Genomic DNA, 19,500 nt, shown 5'->3' on the forward strand with positions numbered 1-19,500 from the left:
TCGGCACTCAGCACGGTGCCGCCTCAAGCTTCGTCACGTGCGCCGCGATGTCCCCGGCAACGGCTCCGCGCAGCTCGCCGTTGACACGGCCGTCCACGAGGAAGACAACACGGTCCGCGTAGGAAGCGGCGACGGGGTCGTGCGTGACCATGACGACCGTCTGGCCGTCCCGGTCGACCATGCCCCGCAGCAGCGTCAGCACTTCGCGGCCGGTCCGCGAGTCGAGCGCGCCGGTCGGCTCGTCGCCGAACAGCACGTCGGGCCGGGTGATGAGGGCGCGGGCGAGGGCGACCCGCTGCTGCTGACCGCCGGACAGCTCCGTCGGCCGGTGGCGCGCCCGGTCGCCGAGTCCGACCCGGTGGAGCACCTCGCGCACCTGTGCCTTCTTCGGGCGTCGTCCTGCCAGGCGCAGGGGCAGGGCCACGTTCTGTTCGGCGGTCAGCGAGGGCAGCAGGTTGAACGCCTGGAACACGAAGCCGATGCGCTTGCGCCGCAGCAGGGTCAGCCTGGTCTCGCTCAACGTGGTCAGCTCCGTACCGCCCACGGCGACCGAGCCCGACGTGGGCCGGTCCAGGCCCGCGGCGCACTGCAGCAGGGTCGACTTGCCGGACCCGGACGGTCCCATCACCGCAGTGAACGTGCCCCGCGAAAACGCGAGCGATACGCCGTCGAGGGCGGTGACGGCCGTACTCCCCGATCCGAACCTCCGCGTCACGGAGTGCAATCGGATCCCGTCGTCGGTCATGTGTCTTGCCACCAGTACCTGCTCCTCGGCTCGTCGGTGGCACCACGAAACAGCGAAAACCCCTGGTGACGCAGTACGGCGGGACCGAGACCCGAGGTAGGGCCAGGCATACCCCTGATACGGACCCTGCCCCGATGGCACCGCCTCTCCGAGGCCGCTTACGGTCATGCGCATGCATCTTCGGAACGTGTGGCAGGCCATGTCCCGGCCGGGCTTCCTGCTGTCGGCCTGGCCCTGGCGCTCCGCCGCGTATCTGCTCACGGGCGCGGTGACGGGCGTCGCCGCCCTGGTGGGGCTCGTGGTGCTCACGGTGGTCTGCGGGGCGCTCGCCCTCGTCCTGGTGGGGCTGCCGCTGCTCGTTCTGGTCGCCCTCAGCGGTATCCCGGTGGCCGCGGTCGAGCGGCGCAGGCTGCGCCTGATCGACCGCGACCCCGCTGCCGACCGTCACCAGGTGCCGTCCGCGCCGGGACTCCGGCCCTGGCTGACCACCCGGCTGCGCGAACCGGTGACGTGGCGGGAGCTCGGCTACGCCCTGCTGTTCGCCGGGCTGCTGTGGCCGGTCGACGCCGTGGCGATCGTGATCGCCCTGCTCCTCCCCCTCTCCGTCGTCGCCACGCCCCTCCTCATGGCCACGGTCGGCGACGGCCACGAGGCGAAGGTGCTCAAGCAGTGGACGGTCACCACGTGGCCGACCGCCTTCGGCATGGCCGTACTCGGCCTGCTCCTGCTGGCCCTGGGCGCATACGCGCTGGCTGCCACCGCGGGCGCCCGCGCCGGTCTGACCCGGCTGCTGATCAGCTCCCCCGAGGGCGAGCTCGGCGCCAAGGTGGTCGAACTGGCCCGCTCCCGCGCCCGGTTGGTGGATGCCTTCGAGGCCGAACGGCGCCGGATCGAGCGCGATCTGCACGACGGCGCCCAACAGCGCCTCGTCGCCCTGTCGATGACCCTGGGCCTGGCCCGGCTCGACGCCCCGCAAGGACCGCTCGCCGACCAGCTCGCCAAGGCCCACGGCGAGGCGGGCAAGATCCTCGCGGAGCTGCGCGAACTCATCCACGGCATCCACCCGAAGGTCCTCACCGACTACGGGCTCCAGGCCGCGGTCGCCGACGCCGCCGACCGTTGCGCGGTCCCCGTCGACGTAGACCTCGAACTGCCGGGCCGCCCGGCACCGGCGGTGGAGTCCGCGGCGTACTTCGTGGTCTGCGAGGCGCTCGCCAACGTCGCGAAACACAGCGGGGCGGAGCGTGCGCGGATCAGCGGTGACCATCGCGACGGACGCCTGTTCCTGGAGCTGCGCGACGACGGCCGCGGCGGCGCGGATCCCTCGGCGGGCAGCGGTCTCACCGGCCTCGCGGACCGGGTGTCGGTCCTGGATGGCAGACTGGCGCTGACCAGTCCGCCGGGTGGGCCGACTCTGTTGCGAGTGGAGTTTCCTTGCGAGTTGACCAGGGCGGCCGACCGCTCCGCGTAGTGCTGGCCGAGGACAGCGTGCTGCTGCGGGAGGGCCTCATCGGCCTGCTCGCCCGCTGCGGCCACGAGGTGGTGGCGGCCGTCGGAGACGCACGGGCACTGATCGCCGCGGTCGAGGAGCACACCCCCGATATCGTCGTGACGGACGTGCGCATGCCGCCCGACTTCCAGGACGAGGGCCTGCACGCGGCGGTGCGGCTGCGCGAGAAGCGCCCCGCACTCCCCGTCCTGGTCCTCAGTCAGTACGTACAACGGTCGTACGCCGCCGAACTCCTGGACTCCGGCGACGGATCGGGCGTCGGCTACCTCCTCAAGGACCGCGTCGGGCAGGTCGAGGAGTTCGTGGCGGCGCTGCGCAAGGTGGCGGACGGCGGGACGGTGGTCGACCCCGAGGTGGTGCGCCAGTTGCTGCGCCGCCGCCGGGACCCGCTGGAGCAGCTCACCCCGCGCGAACGCGAGGTGCTCGCCCTGATCGCCGAGGGCAAGTCCAACGGCGCGATAGCCAGGGAGCTCGTGGTGTCCGACGCCGCGATCGGCAAGCACATCGGCAACATCCTCACCAAGCTGGACCTGCCCCAGACGGACGAGACACACCGCAGGGTGCTGGCGGTCCTGACGTACTTGCGGGCCTGACGGTGTGCATTGCAGCAGGGACGCACGCCATCACACGTCGATGACGCTCCCGAAGCGGATGTCGTACGAGGATGACGTCTCCGCGATCCGCGTGAGCATCCACTCCGCCTCCCGCACCAACTCCTCCCGCTGAGCGCGACCGGGCCGCGCCCCGAACGGCTCGATGGTGAGCACGGCGACGCCACTCTTCGCGTCCTCCACCACCCTCCACACCCCCGCGAGAAACCCGTCGAGCAGGAAGACGCAGTAGGGCTGATTCACCTTCCACGTACGGCCCTTGTAGGCGTCGGGGATGACGCGGGTCCGGTCGGCGTGCGAGAGGAGGAGGTTGTCGTACTCGGGGAGGAAGCGGGGCGGGGCAGGGGTGTCGGGGTCGGGGCGCGGCGCGTCGGGCAGGTCGAAGAGCTCGACGCCGTTCTCGTCGCGGAACGTACGCAGCCGGGGCCTGAGCCGCTCGAAGACCTCCCGCAGCCGGGTGAGACGGGCCCAGGTCTGCATGTCGTTGACGGAGGCGGGCCCGAAGGCACCGAGATAGCGCAGGACGGCGTCGTCGAGGGAGGCGGCACCGGAGGATCCAGCCGACTCGTCGTCACCGAGCCACTGCCCGACCGTGGTGAGCGCGACCTGCCCGCTGCGCCGCCACAGTCCGCGCGGGGTGACCTGGACGAGCGGCAGCATGCAGCGGGCGGCGACGGCGAGGGACTGCGGGTCGGCGTCGGGCCACCGCACGAGCAGCACCTCACGGAGCTGCTTCATCGTGCGGGGCTCCGCTTCGACGGCTGCCCGCGCGATCCGCGCGAGCGCCGCCAGATCGACACCGACGAGCCCCTTCCTGAACCCCGTCAACTCCCGCTCGCGCGCGTCCTGGACGAGCGGCCGCAGGGTGCGGGCGTCGGCGGCGGTGTGCAGATGGATGGTGGAGCGCAGGGTGACGATGCGGACCAGCTCGCGCGCCTCCAGAAGCGCGGAGAGCTCGGCGGGGTCGAAGTCCGCGAGGCGCGCGGCGAGGGCGTAGTAGGGCGGCTTGACGTTCTGCGCCTGGAGGCCGACGAGGTGGGTGACGGCGTCCTTGACCGACAGATCGCGGGAACGGCGCAGGAGGAGCTGCCGGTCGAGGGTGGCGCGGTTGAGAGCACGGGTGCCGAGGACGGGGGCGGCGGCGCGGGCGGGCGCGGGCTTGGTGGCGGGGCCTGCCGGACCCGAGGCCGTCGTGTTCTTCATGGTCGGCACGTTAGCGGGGGTTGCGGACACATACGGTCCGCAACTCCCACCACTCCGCGCCCCGAAGCCCCCCACGTGCCGCTCCCGCCCCGCACCACGACGGACGCATATCCTGCTCGGGGCCCACGGACCCGCGACCCCCAAGAACGCGAAGACCACCCACCCCCTCCCCTCCTGTTCCTCCCCTCCGATCGAAGGTGGTCGCCATGACGGAGCGCCGAGCTCGCCCCGAACCGCCCGCGAACACCCGAAAGCACGCGTGGCGGCGCGCGACGCGCCCTCCGACGCCCCCGCCCGCCGCGAACACCACGGAGCCGCCGAAGGACCCGGCCACGACACCGGAGAGTCCCCCCGCGGGCAGCGTCGTCGAGGCGGCCCTGTACCGCGACGGTGTCCGCGTGGCGACGCCCGCCTCCCTGGCGGACACCTTCCGCGAACTGCGCGAGCAGCCGGACGGCATGGCGTGGATCGGCCTCGCACGCCCGACGGAGGCGGAGCTCCTCTCCCTGGCCGCCGAGTTCGACCTCCACGAGCTGGCGCTCGAAGACGCGATGGAGGCCCACCAGCGCCCGAAACTGGAGCGCTACGGCGAAACACTCTTCGTCGTCCTGCGCGCCGCCCGCTACCTAGACGCCCCCGAAGAGGTCGACTTCGGCGAACTGCACGTCTTCGTGGGCCCTGACTTCGTCATCACGGTCCGCCACAGCGCCGCCCCCGACCTGTCCGGCGTCCGCCGCCGCATGGAGGAGACCCCCGATCTCCTCAGACTCGGCCCGGAGGCGGTGCTCTACGCCATCCTCGACGCGGTGGTCGACGGCTACGTCCCGGTCGTCGCGGGCGTCCAGAACGACATCGACGAGATCGAGACGGAGGTCTTCCGCGGCGACCCGGAGGTCTCCCGCCGCATCTACGAACTCTCCCGCGAAATGGTCGAGTTCCAACGCGCGACCCGCCCCCTGGTCAGCATGCTGCACTCCTTGATGGCAGGCTTCGCGAAGTACGGCACGGACGAGGAACTCCAGCGCTACCTGCGCGACGTGGCCGACCACGTCACCCACACCAGCGAACGCGTCGACGGCTTCCGCCAGGCCCTGACCGACATCCTCACGGTCAACGCGACGCTGGTGACCCAGCAGCAGAACGCGGAGATGCGAGCGCTGGCGGAGGCGGGCTTCGAACAGAACGAGGAGATCAAGAAGATCTCGTCGTGGGCGGCGATCCTGTTTGCACCGACGTTGGTGGGAACGATCTATGGCATGAACTTCGAGACGATGCCCGAGCTGAAGTGGGCGGCGGGGTATCCGTTCGCGATCCTGCTGATGGCGGTGGTGTGCGTGAGCTTGTACTTCATCTTCAAGCGGCGGGATTGGCTGTAGATAGCGGGCTGCACCGAGCACTGAAGTTCACAAGAGCGAATATCTTTGGGATTTCGACAAGCTGTACTACACCCGCGATCGGCAGCCCCTCACTAATGTCCGCAACGCCTTCAGGGCTCTTGCCTTCGCCTGATGCAAGCACTGGGACGACGACCCCGCCCGCGCTGGTCGTCGTCTCTCTGGCCTCCGACGGTCGAGACAGATTGAGGACGGACACCGCCATGCTGGCTGAAGAAACATACTTCGCCGACCATATCGAGGGTGCTCGATGATTCCCCGTGGACCGGACTGCACGGTAACCACCCTGATCGAGCTGCAAGGCGGCAGGCCGCAGTGGGACAAGGCCATGCGGCGGATACGGGAGCTGGGCTGGACGTGCCACGAGCTCAGCCCGAAGGAACGACGCACGGTCCGCCAGGCGTTCGACTCCAACGTCAATTTCAGCGAGTTCTGGTGGGTGGAGGTTCCGATCAAGGGCTCCACCTGGCGTGCCGACCGCGAAGCAGCTTGGCAGATAACGGAGTTGAGCCGGTCGGCACAGACTGTGATCTACGGTCGGCTGTTCCGGCGTGACGAGATCGATCGGGTCCTAGAGCCCGAGTGGCAGGTGCACTCGGTCGAACACGATCCCGAAGGCACCGTCACACCGGGCTTCCGTCGGCTTTGGCGGACAGTCACGCGCTGGTGCGCGACGCACACTGGGCTCCTCGACGTCCGCGTGCGCATCCATGCGAGCAAGGACGCCGCCCGACACCTGGCCCGGCATCTGCGCACGGACGGACCCCGAGCGGACCTCGACGTGCGGCCGCTCGACGGACGGGGGCGCACCGGGACTATCCATCATCGGGAGGACGCCCTCAACAGGGCTCTGGCGCTCTTCGGCGGGCCACTGCTCGCCATGTCCCTCTTCCTGTCAACAGCTCAGCACTTGATACCCGCTGCGGCCGCAGTGTGCTGGTTCCTCGCTGTCGTCTGTGCCGTCCCAGCCTGGTGGACGGCTTTCGCCCTGCCGTTGGCTCACTCTCGGCTCCACTGTCTAATTATCTGCGTCATCGCAACCCTCGCAGTGGCCGTCTACACGCTGGGCGTCCCTGGGCTCTTCGACGGCGTCGACTCCCGGTCCGCCTGGGTGACGGCAGCAATCGGCTTCTACGTGACCGGTCTGATCCTGCTGGGGCGCCGCTGGCGATGGCAGATACTGGCCGCGACGTTGCTTCCCCTGCTCGCCACACTGCTCGTCGCGGCTCTGCCCCTCACCGGCAGGATCCTGCAGGACGGCTACGCGGACGAGCTGTCCCTGTCACCGGAAGAGACGGCGGTCAGCGGGGCGTACCAGCTCGTCGCGGCGGTGAAACTACTGTGGCCCACCCTCGCGGCGATCCTCTTCGTAGCAGCCGTTTGGGGCGTCCTGCGCTACTTTCACTTCATACGGCCGCGGAGCGTCTTCGCTGGCACCATGGCCGCACTCTTCCTCACCCTTGGCTTGCTCACAGCCGCCGAGTGGACCTTCGCGTCACCGCAGCACGCGGCCGACAAGCTGAAGCGAGCAGCCTCTCATCACACCAAGGCCCCACCGTATTTCGGTATCTCAGCGGACTGGGTCTGCGTCCGTCCCACAGTCTCGGTTCACGCCCTGAACGAGCAGGGCGGAGCGCTTGTGCCACGCACCCCCTACCTTTCGTTCGGCGTCGCCGAAGGCAACGTGGTCCTGTGGAACGCCGCAGCCGACCGCCCACTGCGTGTTCCGGCCGGACAGGTGAAGCTGCTTCCTGCCGGGAATCCCGGGCTCTCTTGCGTCACATGATGGGACGACACAGCCGGCAGAGAACCGAGCAAATCTACTTGCGCTACGCAGCTCGGACTCGTTCTCGAACCTCAGGGCGCCTCCGGTCGGGCGGCTTCGGCTTCCAGCTCCGCCAGCCGCTCCGCGGCGAAGCGGACACCTGCGTCCTGTGCCTGGCGCAGGGCTCGTTCCGCGCCCGCGATGTCGCCGCGTTGTCGGCGGAGGGCTGCGAGAGTCAAGAGGAGGTGCGGGTCACCCTGGCGGATGGCTGGGAGCAGGAGCTGTTCGGCCGCCTCGCGCTCTCCGCGGGCGGCGCGGGCGCGCGCGAGGGCTTCGATGAGGGGCACGGAACGAGCGGCCAGTTCCTCAGCTTGGCGTGTTCTTCCCGTCGTCTCCAGGATGCGGACTAGATCCGCCTCCGCGCTCGGGTCCCCCTCCTGGAGTATGCGCCGATAGAGCCGCTCCGCTCGTTTGAGCTCGCCTTCCTCCTCCCGCAGTCTGGCAAGCTCTGGCAAGGCGTGGCCCACGCCGAGGTTGTAAGCCCTCCAGAGGAGGCCAGCGGCCGATCGGTAGTCACCCTTGCTACGACGGATCATGCCCAGACCCCGCAGAGCATTCGTCTCGCCCACGGCCACGGCAATCTCGCAGAAGCGTTCGGCGCGGGCCGTGTCGCCCTCCTCCTCATACACCCAGGCAAGTTCGCGCGGAGCGTTCGTGTCGCCCGCCTCCATTGCATGCAGGAACACCTCGATTGCCCGAGGCGTGTCCGTGTACCTATAGGTCCAGGCAAGCCCGGTGAAAGCTTCGCTGTTGCCCGCTTCGAACGATCGCGTCGCGAGGTGGAGGGCGCGCTCGTGGTGCTCGCAATCTGCCAGCCAGCGGGCCTGGTACTCGACGGCCCGGGCTCCGAAGAAGCCGCGGTCGAGGACTGCCTCGTAGAGCCGCTCCGCGGCCGTGTCGTCTCCGCGCTGGGACAGGACGGACGCGAGCCCCGCTGCAGCGTCGAACCTGCCGCTGGATTCGACGGCCTTCCGGTACCAACATTCCGCCTCGTCGAGCAGTTTCGCACGCTCGTACCGCCAGGCCAGGTGGACTTGAGCCTCAGCATCGCCGAGCTCGGCGGCCAACTCGAAATAGGACAGAGCGTCCTCGCCCTTGCCGCGGTCTTCGAGCGACAGGGCGAACGCGGACAGTGCCGCGCCCTCGCCTTCCTCTGCCGCCGCCATGGCCAGTGCCTCGGCGTCCGTCCTCATACCGCGGGCCAAGGCCGCGCGGCTCAGCTTGCCCTTGTCCCCCGCGCTGGCGGCATGTTGTACGGCGGCGGACCAGAACCCCGCAGCCGGGCAATCCAGTTGGCGACGCCTTCTCGCGTGCAGTTCGACGAAGTCCGAGAGTCGGTAATGGCTCGGTTCCGATAGGTCCGACAGAGATGGGCCCGGGGCCGGCGTCAGAGGCCCACGTACACCACGACACGGGGCTGACAGGTACTCCACCGCTCGCGTGAACCAGTCGGGCCGTGCCAGGTCGCGTTGCAGCGAGGTGAGGTACACCGCGGCAGCGTTCTTGAGGAAGGCACGCGGGAGATCGAGGCCGTGGCCCAGTCGACGGGCGTCCATGGCGGCCTGCAACACCGCGCGGGCGGTGGGGGATCCCGTCTCGTAACGCTCCAACTGGGCCGGGCCACCGGCCAGGTACTGGATAACATGTCCGCTCTCGGCGAGGCGCGCGGCCTGCAGCATCCGTTCATCGGTGACCTCGGACCCCGCGGTGAGAATGGTGAGCTCGTCCTCACTGAACGTTTCCGGTACTCGGATCGGGCACCTGGCCAGCAGGGATTTCGTCTGCGCGCGTTCGTCTCGTGGCGCGGTGGTCATCGTGGCCCAGTGCTCGTGCCAAGCCGTACCGAGGACGAGCACTGGTACGCATCGGGCGCTTCGAAGCAATCCCGTCAGCCTGGAAGCGACCTGCTCGTCCCGATCGGCGTCGCCGGAGATGAGGTAGCGGTTGATCTCGTTGAGCCACAGGATCGTTCGGGGGCCTACCAAGTCGATCGCGGCGAGCAGGTCCTCAGGGGCAGCCGGATGCCACAGTCGCCACTCCCCGGGCAGCCGCTGAATCGCCTCCCATGCCGCTCGTGTCTTCCCCGTGGAGGAGTCTCCGAGAAGCACCTTCATGACGCTTCGCCCTGCGAGGGCCTGGTTCACGGCGGTGCCGAGTTCATCGTCGAAGGGCCTGCGGAAGTATGAGGGCAGTGGCCCACCATCGTCAGTGGCGTGGTCGACGATGATCGCCTCGTGGACCTCCAGGTCGAAGGGGTCGGCGGCGGCGATTGGGATGCCCGGACGGTCCAGGCCGCCCGCGCTCTCCGTGGGCGAGAGCTCCCCCGATGCCTCGCGATCGCAGAACCGGCGAGCCGCTTCGTCTCCGAAGTAGCGGGCCACGATGAGCGGCCGACTACGCAGCAGGATCCCCAGGTGCTCTGCGTCCCAGATCTCACCGAGAGACAGTCCCGGATACCGACCCTGGTAGTCGTGGGCCAGATCGCGCACTTGGGTGCGCGTCCCCCTGCACGAAGTGACGATGACCAGGCGCGCCGCGCCCTGAGGGCGCGGACCGTGGACGAAGGTGTCCAGCGCCTTCTTCGCGTTTGTGTCCGTGAACCGGGTCACTTGCTTGACTTGGAAGGCGTGCCAGTCGCCGTCCGCTGCACGCCCGACGATGTCGACACCGCCCTGCGCCTGCCCGGGCGTTCCGTAGCGGTGGCACGGCGACAGACACTCCACCGCCTGCACGAGTTCGCAGACCAACCGCTCGAAGTCGTCCCAGGGCATGTCATGGAACAGTAGGAAATCGATCTTCTTGTCGATTACCACGGGCTGTCGTGAGGACTGCACTGCATCAACCCCCGCTCGATCCATACGTCAACGTGCGGTTCACAGGCTAGACAAGGGGGCTGACACGTCGCCGACCATGACAGCTCGCGGTTCAAGTCGCCCCTCTGACCAGCGGCAAATCGCCATCGAAGGCATCTTGGTCGGGGAGAATCCGGGGAGAATGAAGGCCCGTTGGGGAGCAGCTGGGGAGAATCGGGCGCATCCACGGGCAGCACGGCGGAAGGGCCGAAAATACGGATCGCCGGAGGTCAGACAGCCTCTGCAGCCAGTTTCCGCAGGTTAGTGCCGCGAGGGCGACGACTTCAAGAAGATCTCGTCGTGGGCGGCCATTCTCTTCGCCCCGACGCTGGTCGGCACGATCTACGGCATGAACTTCGAGGCCATGCCAGAACTACGCTGGGTTCTCGAATACCCCTTCGCCGTTGCCCTAATGGGGATTGTTTGCCTCGCTTTGTACCTTGTATTCAAGCGTCGAGATTGGCTCTGAGTAACCACGTCAACGGTGGGGACATCCGCGCGCAAGATGCGGATCGGCTGCTCTCAGGCGCACCTGGAGGCCTCTGGGGAGAATCGGCTGGGGCCCGCGCAGGCTGTAATCACTGCCGTGAACCCCGACCTACAGGTACCACTACGTCCCACCGGACTGGACCAGCCTCCGGCAGGGTTACGCAGAGTAGCCATCGGTGATACGCCGAAGGCGGCTGCCGCTCCCCCTTGTACTCCGTGGCAGGGACCTACCAATCCGCGGGGTCGCCGTACATCTCTGGATGCGTGGCTCGGTCGGCTGCCTCTCGGCACGCCAGCCCAAACGCCTCGGCAACCGCAGCCTCGTCAGTGCCACGGACCTGGGCCTCGACGGTCCAATCAGGACCAGGTTGCCTCTCAGTACGCCAATGCGCCGACGACGTGCTATTCGTCGACCATAAATTCCCAGGCGGGCACCGACCAGGTCTGCGGGACCGCGCTCCGAAGCTTGCCGCCATCGGGCAGGAAGGCGGCATGGGCCTGGTGCACGAGGCGCCGGTCGGGAACATGATCACGGATCGCCCGCACGCCGCCGGGCCCCAACCTTCCCCAACGCTGGAGGCCCCATTCCTCCACGACTGCCCTCCGCCCAGGCCAGTCCTTCCGCCACTGGTCCACCACGGTCTCCACATGCTCACGATGGCGGAGTGCGAGGAGAGGCCAAAGACTTCACCTTGGCGCAGACTGCATCCAAGCCCGAGCACAACGGATATGCGATACCGCACCTTGATCGCAGTCGGGCACGTCGGCCACGCCGCATGGGCCGCCGGACAGGATGCCATCGCCGCCCCACCTGGTGCACGGCGTCGATCTAGACCACGTGGACGCCAGAAAAAGGTTCCGACAACCGGCGCCCGCAGGTGACAGAGAATGCACGCAACGGGGAACAGAGCCCCGCGGCATCCGTCGCACTTCCCCAGTGCAGCGTGCTTTGACGCGTCGAGACAGAGGAAAATAGTTCTGCACGTATTCTTGCGCGCATGCAGAGTTACACGATCGGGCAGGCCGCACGCCTCTTGGGAGTGAGCCCGGATACGGCACGTCGGTGGGCCGATGCCGGGCGCGTGACCACCCAGCGCGATGAGGGCGGGCGTCGTCTCGTCGACGGGAAAGACCTGGCCGCCTTCTCGGTCGAGCTCGCCCAGAACGGTGGTGAGGAGGACGCCTCCTACACCTCTGTCCGTAACGCCTTCCCGGGCATCGTGACCGCGGTGAAGCTCGGCGATGTCGCGGCTCAGGTGGAGATCCAGGCCGGGCCGCATCGCCTGGTCTCGCTGCTGACCCGGGAGGCCGTGGAGGAGTTGGGCCTGGAGGTCGGCATGGAGGCCACCGCCCGCGTGAAGTCGACCAACGTACATATCGACCGCGCCTGATGCCCACGCACCTGGCCTCCCCCGGCGGCCGGTAGGTCATCCCGTCACTGGGTGAGGGGCATCCCTGGCACGGCGGACGGCTCGCCCCCCCCAACACACACCACCACGTCTGCGGACGCTGTCCAGCCACGCAGACAACAAGTCGTCAACGAACGCTTGGAGTGCGAAGCACTGGCGGCCGGGCGCTGCCCGGCGAACTCACCCTCTGGAACACAACTGCGTGGTGGGCGTAACCCAAGGTGACCCGGCCGTGTCACAGCAGCGCAATGATCACTGATCACTGCGTAGCTTCGGTCACGGAAGCATCCGATCCCACAGATAAAGGGGCCACCGCCCGTGACTTCGCCCCCGACGCAGGTGGGGACAGTCTGCTCATATTGTGGTGTCGGCTGCGGGATGGTGCTCGATGTCGGGATGGGCACCGACACCCGGCCCAGCTCCACGCCTGCTCCGTTCTCAGCGGGGACCGCCGCCACACAGGCTGCCCTCCCTGCCACACCCTCCGCCATCTTCGGCCTTGATCGCACTCCACCGCCGGTCTTGGCCGAGCACGAGCGCCAGTGCCTGGTCGGCTTCCTCGCCGGCATCACATCCGGTGCTCCTGGCGTGCCGGTGCTGCCGCCGAACGCTCAGTTCAGCCCGGAGCACGCACTGGGGGTCAACGGGGTGCTGGCATCAGTGCGTTCTAGTGCGCCCGGGCCTCAGGAGTGCGCAAGGAGTCCGCGTTCCAGGGCGATGACGACGGCGCGGGTGCGGTCGCTGACGTCGAGTTTCGCGAAGACCCGCAGCAGATGTGTCTTCACCGTGGCCTCGCCGATGACCAGACGACGGCCGATCTCGGCGTTGGACAGGCCGTCGGCGACGCCGTGCAGCACGTCCCGCTCGCGGGCGGTGAGCACGACCGGCTCGGGGCGGCGCATCCGCGCCACCAGGCGCTCCGCGACCTTGGGCGCGAGGACCGTCTCACCGCGCGCCGCCGAGCGGATGGCATCGGCGAGCTGCTCGCGGGTGGTGTCCTTGAGGAGGTAGCCGACGGCGCCGGCCTCGACGGCTCGTTCGATCTCGATGTCCGTGTCGTAGGTGGTGAGGATCAGCACTCGGGTGGCCATCGGCAGGGCGACGATCTCGGTGGTGGCGGCCGCACCGTCGAGCACCGGCATGCGCAGGTCGAGGAGGGCCACATCGGGGGCGAGCCGCTCGACGAGGTCGACGCCCTCGCGGCCGTCGCTCGCCTCGCCGACGATCTCAATCGTGGGCTCGTCGGCCAGCAGGGCGATGACTCCGGCGCGCATCACGGCGTGGTCGTCGACCACGACCACGCGGATCCGGTCGTACGCGGTGTTCGTCATGGTCAGTCCTGACTGTGCGTGGGAAGGCTGGCGAGGACACGGGTACCGTCCCCGAGGGAGCTGGTGACGGCGAGTTCACCGTCGAGTTCGGCCAGCCGTCGGCGCATGCCGTCGAGGCCGAACCCAGAGGACTCCCCGACGACGAAGCCGCAGCCGTCGTCGGTGATCTCCAGCTCGACACCGCCCGCGAGTTCGGTGAGGACCACTCCCACGGTGGAGGCGCCCGAGTGTTTGCGCACGTTGGCGAGGGACTCCTGCGTGCAGCGCAGCAGGGCGACGCGGGTGCGCTGGTCCAGGTCCATGTCGGGCAGTTCGGCGGTGACCGTGAGGCCGGTGTCCTGGACGAAACGGTCCAGGGTTCTGCGCAGGGTGGTGGCCAGCGAGCCGGGTGCGACGCCGCTCACGGGGGCGGAGCCGACGAGCACCCGGGCCTCGGCCAGGTTCTCGCGCGCGGTCTGCTCGATGGAGGTGAGCTGCTCGGCGCAGCGCACGGGGTCGGTGACGGTGGCGGCGCGGGCGGCCTCTGCGAGCACCACGATGGAGGCGAAGCCCTGGGCGAGGGTGTCGTGGATCTCCCGGGCGAGCCGTTCGCGCTCTTCGGCCGCGCCCTGCTGCTGATACGCGGCCGCCAACTCCTCCTGAGTAACGGCCAGTTCGGTGGTCAGGCGCTCCTGCCGCTCGTTGCTCTGGCCGACGAAGCGGTACACCCACAGCCCCAGACCCACCCCTGCGGCGTAGGCGACGACGGTGAACACCGCGTTCCCGGTGAGGAATTGAGGGCTCCAGCCCTGGCCGAGGGTGCCGCCGAACACGGTGAGGGCCGCGGCAACCCCGCCGAGCGTGATCGCGTCCCGCGGGGCGCGGGTGAAGAGCCAGAACTGCGGCAGGGACACCACGCGCGAGGCGGCTCTCAACTGTGGTCCTGGCTCCAGGACGGGGCGCACTTCTACGTGTGCGGCGACGCCTCCCGCATGGCCAAGGACGTAGACCGAGTCCTGCGCGAGATCGCTATCATCCATGGCGGCCTCGACGAGTCCGGTGCCACTGCGTTCGTCAAACAACTCGCCGCCGACCAGGGGTACATCCGTGACGTGTACTGAACAGTGACGGACCGGCCACCCTTGCTCGGCCGACTGGGTTGACCCGCGAATCGGGTCAATCTCGAGAGGCTCAGCCGACACGTACAGCGCGGGCCAGGAAGTGGCGTTCGGCGTCCTCGTAGCAGCTCATCTCCCAGCCGGTCGTGCGCAGCGCGTGCCGGAGGTTGGCCTCCTCCAGGGGGTCATCGGGGTCGAGGGGCCGTCCGTGCCGGGCGGCGCGTTCGGCACGGCCTGAGGGGTGGAAGAGCTGCAGGCTGCCGCCAGGAGCCGTGACCCGGGCCCATTCGCGCAGGGTCGCGGTGGGTTCGGCGAGGTGGTTGAGCAGTCCGGCGCTGAAGACGGCGTCCACCGCCGCGACCATCCCCATGTCCCCGACATCGGCTCGCAGCGCAGGCAGTGCTCGGCCGGTGCCGCACCCCAGATCGAGAACCCTCTGTCCCGAGCCGAGTCCCATCCGGGCGACGGCCGCCTCGTAGCTGGGCTCGTCCGCGGCGAACCGCTCCTCCCAGCTGTCGGCCCTCGGAGTGAAGAATGCGCGGGTCGAAGTATGGCTGGCACGAGCTGATGCCAAGTCGGCGAACCGGCCCAGGATCTGATCCCGGCAGGGTGTCGGCGTGGCCGACTCCGCCGGGGTGGCCCCGACCGGTCGAGGTGCGGTGGCCGCCGCCTCAGGGAAGGCCGTCGCGAAGGATTCCACGGCGGTGACGTCGGCCTCCGGGTGGAACTGGATCCCCCATGCCGCCGTGCCGACCCGGAATGCCTGGATGGGATACCGGTCGGTGGAGGCCAGCAGAACCGCCTCCTCTGGAAGCTCCATGGTGTCGCCGTGCCAGTGCAGCACCCGCATCTGCTCCGTCACCCCGGCGAACAGCGGATCCCTGTCGGCCGCGGGCTTCAGCCGCACGGGGCCCCACCCGACCTGGGCTGCCTCTCCCGCACGGGCCGTGCCACCCGCAGCCAAGGCCAGCAAATGCGCTCCCAGGCACACCCCCAGCACCGGAACCTGAGCGTCCAGCGCTGAGCGCAGCAGCGCCAGCTCCGCCTGCCGGGTGGGGAAATCGTCGTCGCTGTAGCCAGACATCGGACCATCCATCACCACGAGCGCCTCGTGGCCGGACAGGTCGTACGGCAAGGCTTCACGGATCATTCGGCCATTGGCAGGCGCCGAGACTACTCCCAGGACGAGTAGCGACCGTCGACCCGGATGGTGTTGATCCCGCTGATGTGCCGACCGCCGCAGCGGTCCTGGGGCAGCACCAATTGAGGGCCGGCCCGGTCGAGCGGGGTGTCGTCGAGACTGAGCGCGAGCAGGACGGGAGCGCCGCCGAAGTCGGGGTCGATCTCGGCCCAGGTCAACAGGACGCGATGACCGTCCGCGCCCGACAGGGCGATCAGGAAGCGCAGGCGGTCCTTGCGCCGCACGGGATCGAAGACCGGACCGGCGTCGGCCAGCACGTCGTGCAGCAGCGGCCCCGAGAAGTGATGGTGCTGCATGCCACTGGTGGCGCACTCGAAGCTGACCTGCACCCGGTGCTGGGGCCAGGCGGACAGTTCCGGCACCGTCAACCGGGCCGGGCGGGCAAGGTCGCCGGTCAGGGCGAGCTCCGCCATCGGGCCGGCGACCGATTCCACGAGGGATTGACTCACTGGCTACTACCTCCCGGATGACGTTACCCGCGCCCCCGCCCCGTACAAACGCACATACCACCCCCACCTCACAGACATCCAGCCCATGCGATGCAACAAGAGACTTACCCCTCGCAAATGCGGCAGTATGATCCCCGCATGCACACCTACCGGATCGGCGAAGCGGCCGCCTTACTGGGCGTCAGCGCCGACACCCTCAGGCGCTGGGTCGACGGCGGAAGGCTGCACGCCGAGCGCGACGAGCTGGGCCGCCGGATCATCCCCGGACCGGCGCTGGCCGCCTTCGCCCGCGAGGCGCATCACGCCGAGCGCACGAACAACGCTTCCTCGGCGCGCAACCGCCTTTCCGGCATCGTCACCGAGGTGATCCTGGGTGACGTATCGGCGCAGGTCGAGATCCAGGCCGGACCGTTCCGGGTGGTGTCCATGGTCAGCCGGGAGTCGGCTGAAGACATGAAGCTGGAACCCGGTGTTCCGGCGACTGCCGTGATCAAGTCGACCAACGTGGTCGTCGAGAGACCGTAGAAAAGTCCTCAGGACTAACAGGACTAAAGGGAGTAGACCCGTGATGACCCGATCCGCGCGCCGGACCCGCCGCACCAGCCGGACCCTGCAGGTGGCCGGTGCAGGTGCCGCCGCGCTGCTGGCGCTGAGCGCCTGCTCCTCCTCCGACGACGACTCCTCGACCAAGTCGGACACCTCGGAGTCCTCGTCGAAGAAGCTGTCCGGGACGGTGACGGTCTTCGCTGCCGCCTCGCTCAAGGAGAGCTTCACGACGCTGGGCAAGGACTTCGAGAAGGCCCACCCCGGCACGAAGGTCACCTTCAACTTCGGCGGCAGCGACTCGCTCGCCGCCGGCATCACCGGGGGCGCCCCGGCCGATGTGTTCGCCGCCGCGAGCCCCAAGACGATGAAGATCGTGACGGACAAGGAGGATGCGGCCGGCGCCCCGTCGACCTTCGTCCGCAACCAGTTGGAGATCGCGACCCTGCCGGGCAACCCCGACAAGGTCTCCTCGCTGAAGGACCTCACCAAGTCCGGCCTCAAGGTCGTCCTGTGCGACAAGACGGTGCCGTGCGGCGCGGCCGCGCAGAAGGCGCTGGATGCCAGCAAGCTGAAGCTCACCCCGGTCTCGTACGAGCAGGACGTCAAGAGCGCCCTGACGAAGGTGGAGCTGAAGGAGGCCGACGCCGCGGTCGTCTACAAGACCGATGTGAAGGCGGCGGGTGACAAGGTGGAGGGCGTGGACTTCCCCGAATCGGCCGATGCCATCAACGACTACCCGATCGCCCTGCTGAAGGACGCGCCCAACGCCGAAGCGGCCAAGGCGTTCATCAAGCTCGTGCAGTCCGCCGACGGCCAGAAGGTCCTCACCGCCGCCGGGTTCCTCAAGCCGTGACCCAGCTCGACAAGTCCGGCGCCGCGGCCGACACCCTGACCGGTGGGCCGCGGCGCAGGCGCGTCCGCGCGCAGGGGCGAGTCCGGCGCCGCGGGGTGCCGCTGCCCCTCCTGGTGCCCGCCCTGGTGGGCCTGGCCTTCCTGTTGCTGCCGCTGGTCGCCCTTCTCCTGCGGGCTCCGTGGCGCGATCTGCCCGAGCAGTTGACCAGTCCGGAGGTCTGGCAGGCGCTTCAGCTGTCCCTGCTCTGTGCCACGGCCGCAACAGCGGTGAGTCTGGTGATCGGGGTGCCCTTGGCATGGGTGCTGGCCCGTACGGAGTTCCCCGGGCGGGGGCTGGTCCGTGCCCTGGTGACGCTGCCGCTCGTCCTGCCGCCCGTGGTGGGCGGTGTGGCGCTGCTGATGGCGCTCGGACGCAATGGTGTGGTCGGGCAGTATCTGGACTCGTGGTTCGGCATCACGCTGCCGTTCACCACGACCGGTGTCGTGATCGCGGAGGCGTTCGTGGCGATGCCTTTCCTCGTGATCAGCGTGGAGGGCACGCTGCGGGCCGCCGATCCCCGCTACGAAGAGGCCGCCATGACGCTGGGAGCATCGCGCTTCACCGCGTTCCGCCGGGTCACCCTCCCCCTCATCGCGCCGGGCATCGCGGCGGGCTCCGTCCTCGCCTGGGCCCGCGCGCTCGGCGAGTTCGGCGCGACCATCACCTTCGCGGGCAACTTCCCCGGCCGTACGCAGACCATGCCGCTGGCCGTCTACCTCGCCCTGCAGAGCGACCCGGCCGCAGCCATCGCGCTGAGCCTGGTGCTGCTCGCCGTGTCCATCGCGGTCCTGGCCGGGCTGCGCGACCGCTGGATGACTGCCTCATGACCCACACCGAAGACACCCCGGTCGACCACGCCGCCAGCAATGGACTCGGCGAGGGCCTCCATGCCCGACTCGTCGTCCACCAGGGCGCCTTCCACCTCGACGTGACGCTGAGAGCCGCGCCCGGCGACGTGGTGGCGCTGCTCGGGCCGAACGGCGCGGGCAAGACCACCGCACTGCGCGCGCTCGCCGGGCTCACTCCCCTCTCCAGCGGCGGCCACCTCCACCTCGACGGTGCCTCCCTGGACCGCACCCCGCCCGAGTCCCGCCCCGTCGGCGTCGTCTTCCAGGACTACCTGCTCTTCCCCCACCTGTCCGCCCTGGACAACGTGGCATTCGGGCCGCGCTGCCACGGCGTGTCCAAGGCGGAAGCCCGAACCCAGGCCGCCGCGTGGCTGGACCGCATGGGGCTTGCCGACCACGCCGGTGCCAAGCCCCGCCGACTGTCCGGCGGACAGTCCCAGCGTGTCGCCCTCGCCCGCGCCCTGGCCACCCGCCCGCGGCTCCTGCTCCTGGACGAGCCCCTGGCCGCGCTCGACGCCCGCACGCGTCTGGAGGTGCGTGCCCAACTCCGGCGGCACCTGGCCGACTTCGAGGCGGTGGCCATACTGGTCACCCACGACCCGCTGGACGCCATGGTGCTCGCCGACCGTCTGGTCGTCATCGAGCACGGCCGCCTGGTCCAGGAAGGCACGCCCTCCGACATCGCCCGGCACCCGCGCACCGACTACATCGCCCAGTTGGTCGGCCTCAACCTCTACCGAGGCCGGGCCGAGGGGCACGCCGTCCGTCTCGATGCCGGGCCCGCGATCACGACGACCGAGGATCTGAACGGCCCGGTCTTCGTCGCGTTCCCGCCGGGGGCCGTGACCCTGTACCGCGACCGGCCCAGCGGGTCCAGCGCACGCAACCTGTGGAGATGCGAGGTCGCCGGCCTGGAGACGCACGGCGACCAGATCCGCGTGGACCTCACCGGTGAGCTCCCGCTGGCCGCCGATCTGACCACCGTCGCCGCCGCGGAACTCGACCTGCACGAAGGTGCACAGGTCTGGGCAGCGGTCAAAGCGGCGCAGACCCACGCCTACCCGGCTTGAGCGCTCGGGGCTCCGCGTGGTGGGCAGG

The 19,500-nt window shown here is 69.2% G+C and carries 16 protein-coding genes and 2 pseudogenes; 11 read left to right on the forward strand and 7 right to left on the reverse strand.

Annotation, left to right across the window (positions count from 1 at the left end):
- Positions 1 to 7: 7 nt before the first annotated feature.
- On the reverse strand, positions 8 to 745 hold the full coding sequence (locus ABZV77_RS01050) for an ABC transporter ATP-binding protein (protein ID WP_356250117.1): 738 nt from the start codon (positions 743 to 745) through the stop codon (positions 8 to 10).
- Positions 746 to 944: 199 nt separating this feature from the next.
- Here ABZV77_RS01050 and ABZV77_RS01055 point away from each other — a divergent pair, with 199 nt between their 5' ends.
- Together ABZV77_RS01055 and ABZV77_RS01060 are read left to right on the forward strand one after the other, a co-directional pair.
- Complete coding sequence (locus ABZV77_RS01055) at positions 945 to 2,216, forward strand: sensor domain-containing protein (protein ID WP_356250119.1); 1,272 nt, start codon at positions 945 to 947, stop codon at positions 2,214 to 2,216.
- Positions 2,180 to 2,848, forward strand: a complete 669-nt coding sequence (locus ABZV77_RS01060) for a response regulator transcription factor (protein WP_356248947.1) — start codon at positions 2,180 to 2,182, stop codon at positions 2,846 to 2,848. Before ABZV77_RS01055 ends, ABZV77_RS01060 begins: the two co-directional genes overlap by 37 nt.
- Positions 2,849 to 2,878: 30 nt before the next feature.
- Here the strand turns inward: ABZV77_RS01060 and ABZV77_RS01065 are convergent, their stop codons facing one another.
- Complete coding sequence (locus ABZV77_RS01065; RefSeq protein WP_356248949.1) at positions 2,879 to 4,069, reverse strand: winged helix DNA-binding domain-containing protein; 1,191 nt, start codon at positions 4,067 to 4,069, stop codon at positions 2,879 to 2,881.
- Positions 4,070 to 4,275: 206 nt separating this feature from the next.
- Between ABZV77_RS01065 and ABZV77_RS01070 the strand changes: the two genes are divergently transcribed.
- Positions 4,276 to 5,445 carry a magnesium and cobalt transport protein CorA gene (locus ABZV77_RS01070; RefSeq protein ID WP_356248950.1) on the forward strand — a complete coding sequence of 390 codons (1,170 nt, stop codon included), beginning with the start codon at positions 4,276 to 4,278 and terminating at the stop codon, positions 5,443 to 5,445.
- Positions 5,446 to 5,713: 268 nt separating this feature from the next.
- Positions 5,714 to 7,249: a hypothetical protein gene (locus ABZV77_RS01075; protein ID WP_356248952.1), complete on the forward strand. Its 1,536-nt coding sequence runs from the start codon at positions 5,714 to 5,716 to the stop codon at positions 7,247 to 7,249.
- Between the two features lie 71 nt (positions 7,250 to 7,320).
- Here ABZV77_RS01075 and ABZV77_RS01080 read toward each other — a convergent pair whose 3' ends face one another.
- Complete coding sequence (locus tag ABZV77_RS01080; protein ID WP_356248954.1) at positions 7,321 to 10,101, reverse strand: restriction endonuclease; 2,781 nt, start codon at positions 10,099 to 10,101, stop codon at positions 7,321 to 7,323.
- A 310-nt stretch (positions 10,102 to 10,411) separates the two neighbouring features.
- On the opposite strand from ABZV77_RS01080, the pseudogene ABZV77_RS01085 reads away from it, so the two are divergent.
- The 3 genes and pseudogenes from ABZV77_RS01085 to ABZV77_RS01095 form a co-directional block, all read left to right on the forward strand.
- Positions 10,412 to 10,609, forward strand: a pseudogene (locus ABZV77_RS01085) (CorA family divalent cation transporter); the annotation flags it as partial.
- A 1,018-nt stretch (positions 10,610 to 11,627) separates the two neighbouring features.
- Positions 11,628 to 12,020: a helix-turn-helix transcriptional regulator gene (locus tag ABZV77_RS01090; RefSeq protein ID WP_356248956.1), complete on the forward strand. Its 393-nt coding sequence runs from the start codon at positions 11,628 to 11,630 to the stop codon at positions 12,018 to 12,020.
- A gap of 501 nt (positions 12,021 to 12,521) precedes the next feature.
- Positions 12,522 to 12,716: pseudogene (locus ABZV77_RS01095) on the forward strand (hypothetical protein); the annotation flags it as partial.
- 5 nt (positions 12,717 to 12,721) lie between these two features.
- On the opposite strand, the gene ABZV77_RS01100 reads toward ABZV77_RS01095, so the two are convergent.
- The 4 genes from ABZV77_RS01100 to ABZV77_RS01115 form a co-directional block, all read right to left on the reverse strand.
- Positions 12,722 to 13,369, reverse strand: a complete 648-nt coding sequence (locus tag ABZV77_RS01100; protein WP_356248958.1) for a response regulator transcription factor — start codon at positions 13,367 to 13,369, stop codon at positions 12,722 to 12,724.
- Positions 13,370 to 13,371: 2 nt separating this feature from the next.
- Entirely contained in the window at positions 13,372 to 14,388 is a 1,017-nt protein-coding gene (locus ABZV77_RS01105) for a sensor histidine kinase (protein ID WP_356248960.1), read from the reverse strand.
- A 151-nt stretch (positions 14,389 to 14,539) separates the two neighbouring features.
- Positions 14,540 to 15,616, reverse strand: a complete 1,077-nt coding sequence (locus ABZV77_RS01110; protein ID WP_356248962.1) for a methyltransferase domain-containing protein — start codon at positions 15,614 to 15,616, stop codon at positions 14,540 to 14,542.
- A gap of 23 nt (positions 15,617 to 15,639) precedes the next feature.
- Positions 15,640 to 16,080, reverse strand: a complete 441-nt coding sequence (locus tag ABZV77_RS01115; RefSeq protein ID WP_356250121.1) for a molybdopterin-dependent oxidoreductase — start codon at positions 16,078 to 16,080, stop codon at positions 15,640 to 15,642.
- A gap of 174 nt (positions 16,081 to 16,254) precedes the next feature.
- Here ABZV77_RS01115 and ABZV77_RS01120 point away from each other — a divergent pair, with 174 nt between their 5' ends.
- From ABZV77_RS01120 to ABZV77_RS01135, 4 genes are read left to right on the forward strand one after another with little or no spacing between them, the layout of a single operon-like run.
- Complete coding sequence (locus tag ABZV77_RS01120; protein ID WP_356248964.1) at positions 16,255 to 16,641, forward strand: helix-turn-helix transcriptional regulator; 387 nt, start codon at positions 16,255 to 16,257, stop codon at positions 16,639 to 16,641.
- A 43-nt stretch (positions 16,642 to 16,684) separates the two neighbouring features.
- On the forward strand, positions 16,685 to 17,515 hold the full coding sequence (modA, locus tag ABZV77_RS01125; RefSeq protein WP_356248966.1) for a molybdate ABC transporter substrate-binding protein: 831 nt from the start codon (positions 16,685 to 16,687) through the stop codon (positions 17,513 to 17,515).
- On the forward strand, positions 17,512 to 18,381 hold the full coding sequence (gene modB / locus ABZV77_RS01130; protein WP_356248968.1) for a molybdate ABC transporter permease subunit: 870 nt from the start codon (positions 17,512 to 17,514) through the stop codon (positions 18,379 to 18,381). Before modA ends, modB begins: the two co-directional genes overlap by 4 nt.
- A complete protein-coding gene (locus tag ABZV77_RS01135; RefSeq protein ID WP_356248970.1) occupies positions 18,378 to 19,472 on the forward strand; it encodes an ABC transporter ATP-binding protein in 1,095 nt (364 codons plus the stop codon). Before modB ends, ABZV77_RS01135 begins: the two co-directional genes overlap by 4 nt.
- The last annotated feature ends 28 nt before the right edge of the window (positions 19,473 to 19,500 follow it).

It is taken from the genome of Streptomyces sp. NPDC004732, assembly GCF_040609235.1.
Classification (GTDB): Bacteria; Actinomycetota; Actinomycetes; order Streptomycetales; family Streptomycetaceae; genus Streptomyces.